A 4,719-nucleotide genomic window follows, 5' to 3' on the forward strand; every position below is an offset into this window, starting at 1 on the left:
TTATTAGCCGAAGGCATTGGCGACACCATTCGCGTTTCCCTGACTGAAGCCCCGGAAAAAGAAATTCCTGTCTGTTACAGTATCTTACAAGCCCTGGGTCTGCGAAAGACGATGGTGGAATATGTCGCCTGTCCCTCTTGTGGTCGCACCCTCTTTAATTTAGAAGAGGTCCTCCATCAGGTCCGCGAAGCGACTAAACACCTGACGGGACTCGATATTGCTGTAATGGGTTGCATTGTCAATGGACCCGGAGAAATGGCTGATGCCGATTATGGTTATGTGGGTAAACAACCGGGATATATCTCTCTCTATCGGGGTCGGGATGAGATTAAAAAGGTCCCGGAATCGCAAGGGGTTGATGAGTTAATTAAGTTGATTCAAGCTGATGGGCGATGGGTTGATCCCTAGGGATTAAACGGGGGCAGAAACCGGCTTTCTATTATAGATTTAGGGGTTCGGGGATGCTGTATTAGCCAAGAAGCCGGGTTTTTCCACGGGAGTCGCGATCGCCTAGGGCAAATCCGGCCTGCGATCGCCCCTTGAACCGGGCTTTAACAGAATCAGGCCGGGGTCTGTTACCTCAGCAAAGCCTGTGTTATCGTAGGGCTAGGGACAAACCTTATCCATAAAATCCTGACCATCGTTCATTCCTGATTTGAGCTGTCCCCGGCTTATTCAAGGAGATAGAATCAGGGCAGGCGCTTTGTTATCGGGTTCGTCATCTATAGCTAAATATCAACCCTGTGCTTTCCCTTCATCACCCCCATCGCTTCCCTCTAGATTGCTTTCATCGTATTACTTTCTTTGTCGGAAGATAGAAGAGTCAACCGGGGTCGTCCTTAATCGTAGTTTTTCCTTCCTGATTGAATATTTATGGTGATTACAAAACGCGGACTTATAGTAAGTGCAACAGCAGCAGCCTTAACTGCTGTTACGGTCACGGGGGCGGGACTTCATCTGTCCCAAAGTCAAGCATTTTTTCAAGAAAGTCCCAAAGAACTGGTAGACGAAGTTTGGCAAATTATTAACCGCAGTTATGTGGATGCCACGTTTAACCAAGTGGATTGGGAGACGGTTCGTCAAGATTATTTGACCCGACCTTATACCAACAAGGAGGAAGCTTACACCGCGATTCAAGAAATGCTGGAACAACTGGGTGACCCTTACACCCGGTTTATGAATCCAGAAGAGTTCAAGAATATGCAGATTGATACCTCTGGAGAACTGACAGGGGTGGGGATTCAAATTTCCCAGGATGAAGAAACCAAGCAACTAATCGTGATTTCTCCAATCGAGGATACACCGGCTTTCTCGATGGGAATTCAAGCCAGAGATGCCATCCTCAAGATTGACGGACAAAGTACCGAAGGGATGGATATCAATGAGGCGGTGTCCCTGATTCGCGGTCCGGTTGGCACTGAGGTGACTCTGACTATTGAACGAGTGCTCAACGAAGAACGCGGGACGAAAGAGACTCAAGATTATAAGATTCGGCGCGAACGCATAGAACTCCATCCAGTCCGCTACAGCTATCAGGAAAGCCCGATGGGTGGGGTCGGATATGTCCGTCTGACCAATTTTAATGCGATCGCCGCTGAAGAAATGAGCGACGCCATCAAGGACCTGGAAGGCCAAAATGTCTCCGGCTATATTCTGGATCTACGGTCCAACCCCGGGGGTCTGCTCCATTCCAGCATTGAAATCGCTCGGATGTGGCTCGATTCCGGCAGCATTGTCTCTACGGTGAACCGCATCGGAGAGATGGACCGTCAGTCGGCCAACGGACGCGCCTTGACGAATAAACCGTTAGTGGTGTTAGTCGATGGGGGTTCTGCCAGTGCCAGTGAAATTCTCTCTGGGGCTTTGCGAGACAATGAACGGGCGGTCCTCGTCGGAACCAAAACTTTCGGCAAGGGCTTAGTGCAGTCGGTCCGTGGATTGGGAGATGGATCCGGACTGGCGGTGACGATTGCCAAGTATCTCACCCCCAATGGTACGGATATCAACCACGAAGGGATTACGCCGGATGTGGCGATCGAACTGACTGAGGACCAACAAAAACTCTTACGGGGCGATCGCACCTTAATTGGTTCCGCCCAAGACCCTCAATACACGAAAGCGATGGAAGTCCTCCGCCAAGAAATTGCCACCGCCCGGGCTAGACGTATCCCCGCCAACTAACTGAAATCGGTGAATTTGTAAGGGTTATCGGTTTCAAAACTTGGCTCGTTTTTACCTGTTTCCCTGAAATTAAAACGATTTACAATGGCTAGATCAGACCCCCATCCCGTAAGATGAAAGGGTCTTCTTTTTTTTCTGGTATCCCTCAAAGCAGTCTTTTCAGTTCTTGACGGGCGATTAATCCGGAGCTGACAGCCTCAAGAGAGGGGACGGAAACCGAGAATTATACTGCCCAAGATGAATAACCACAGAACCGCACAAATTGCTCAGATTGTCGAAAAACGTCGCCCCTTAGCCGAAAAAATGAGTCGGGTTGAGGACAATTTGAGGTCCCTAGCGGCGGCCCTTCGGACCTTACAGGACCACCGCGATCGCCTCCTGGATTCCGTGGAGGATGTGGCGATCGTCGGACATCTCCAGGACGTGGATTTTTGGAAAATTCAGGTGGAGATTGCTACGGAATTAGAGGCGATGGCGAAACTGAAAGCTCGGTTTTCCCGAAATACCCTGAATATTGGCGTCGTTGGACGCGCTAGACAAGGGAAAAGTCGCCTCTTACAAAGTTTGACTGGACTGAGTGCCTCGGAAATTCCCGACGGCGATCGCCAACATTGTACCGGCGTGCTCAGTACCATTTACCACAATCCCACCCTGGAAACTCATGGGGAAGTGTTCTTTCATAGTGGGCGATCGTTTTTAGACGAGGCGATCGCCCCCTATTACAACCAACTCCAGTTAGGCCCCGCCCCCCAGTCCCTCGATGACTTTGCAAGGCAGTCTCTTCCTCCTCTACCTCGCGACCTCTACGGCGCACAAACCGGGGCAAAATACGAACATCTCCGGCGATATCACACCCACCTGGACCAGTATCGGTCTCTCCTCCACCAACCCTCCCCACGCCGGATTTCTCAAGGGGAAATTCGCGAATATGTCGCACAAGATACCTCTGATGGTCAGCGCGTCTTTTTCAACTATCTCGCTGTGCGTCAAGTGAAAATTGTCTGCAAGTTTCCCAATAGCGATGTGGGAACCATTGCCTTGGTTGATATGCCCGGATTGGGGGATACAGGGATTGGCGATGAGGTGAGATTGATTGAAACCCTCGGTCATGAGGTAGATTTTGTGTTGTTTGTGAGGATGCCTAAATCTTCGGGGGATTATTGGGCTGATGTTGATGTCAAGCTGTATGACACTGCGGCGACGGCTTTAACTGAACTGCCGATCGCCCTCTGGTCGATGATGATTCTCAACCAAACTAGCGCCGGTTCGGGCAATGGGGATAATGCCAAAAACTGCCAAGATTTAGCCGAAACGATGGCAGAAAAACATATTGAAGTGGTCAAAACCCTAACGGTGAATTGTGCCGATTCTGTTGCGGTGAATCAGCAGATTTTAGAGGGGGTTTTGGAGTATTTAATGGCTGACATTACTGAACTGGATCGACAGTATGCGGCAGCTTGTCAAGACAGACTCTTGCATCTGCGCGATCGCCTCTGTGCCGAACTGGTTAAGGCAAGGCAAGCCCTGGGGCAAGCGGTCCAGCGAGAGAGCGAATTTCCCCTATTTCTGCGGTTATTCGATGCCCTATGGAATAACTTAACCAGTGGGTTAGAGGGATTTTTGCGGTGTCTGTCTCAGCAGCGAGAGGAGGAAGATTTGGAGTTTAAGAAGCAAGTCCAGATTGCGATTGCCAATTGTCGGCAAGATCCGGGCATTCCGACCCTAGAAGAGATAGAAACTCGACGCGATCGCGTCGGAGGTTATCCCAATGCGTACTATCAATATTTGAACGAAATTCGCGCTCATTTATCCCAACATTTTTTGACTTTAGATGATGGATTGAAGCAGGCGATCGAACGAGTCAAGTCCAGAGTTGCCGATGTGCTAATTGAACAGGGGCGGTTAGGAAACATTACCCCGGTTCGGGGAAGTGAATTTTTAGGCGTAATGGCGGAACTGTTACCCGAAGATTTACAAAAACTGAAACTGGGTTTTAGAATTTTATCCGAATTTAATTTATCCTATCGGGGACTGATTCAACATCGGATTCGTCAGCAGTTAGATGGATTAAATCCGGATAAAACGGAATTGAAATTATCCCAGCAAGGGATTTCGGCGTCTGAAGTTTTAGGGAATCTGAAAACCCTTCATGCCGAAGCGGTTTATAATTGTGAAACCGCCCTAGAAGATTTGTTGATTGAACCGAATCAGGCGGCGTTTGCGATCGTTGAGGAATTTGTGGACCGGGTGTTGCGTGTGGAAGGGGTGAAAACCGAATGGCAAATCTTTTTAGAACAAGTCCGTTCTGAGGTGTGGCAAGATGAATTTGACCGTCTAGGCAGTCGCGATCGCCTACGTCGAGAATGGTTGACTGCTGTGGATACGGTAGAAGCGGGGAATCAATTGGAATTGATGCAATTTTTGCCGGGAAATAACGGTTAAAACCCGATGAAAGTGCAGATTTAGGCTTCCTTCCCTGGGACAAGAAACCGGGTTTTTAACCCAATTTATGACTCCTTGCCAAAGATTGGGTAAAAA

2 protein-coding genes and 1 pseudogene are annotated in these 4,719 nt (G+C 49.2%); all 3 read left to right on the top strand.

The window, feature by feature from the left end:
* Positions 1–408, top strand: a pseudogene (locus J0895_RS09620) (flavodoxin-dependent (E)-4-hydroxy-3-methylbut-2-enyl-diphosphate synthase); the annotation flags it as partial.
* A 465-nt stretch (positions 409–873) separates the two neighbouring features.
* On the top strand, positions 874–2,181 hold the full coding sequence (gene ctpC, locus J0895_RS09625; RefSeq protein ID WP_207087885.1) for a carboxyl-terminal processing protease CtpC: 1,308 nt from the start codon (positions 874–876) through the stop codon (positions 2,179–2,181).
* Between the two features lie 237 nt (positions 2,182–2,418).
* Entirely contained in the window at positions 2,419–4,623 is a 2,205-nt protein-coding gene (locus tag J0895_RS09630; protein WP_207087886.1) for a hypothetical protein, read from the top strand.
* Positions 4,624–4,719: the final 96 nt, after the last annotated feature.

The sequence above is a fragment of the Phormidium pseudopriestleyi FRX01 genome (assembly GCF_017313335.1).
In the GTDB taxonomy this organism is placed as follows: domain Bacteria; phylum Cyanobacteriota; class Cyanobacteriia; order Cyanobacteriales; family Laspinemataceae; genus Laspinema; species Laspinema pseudopriestleyi.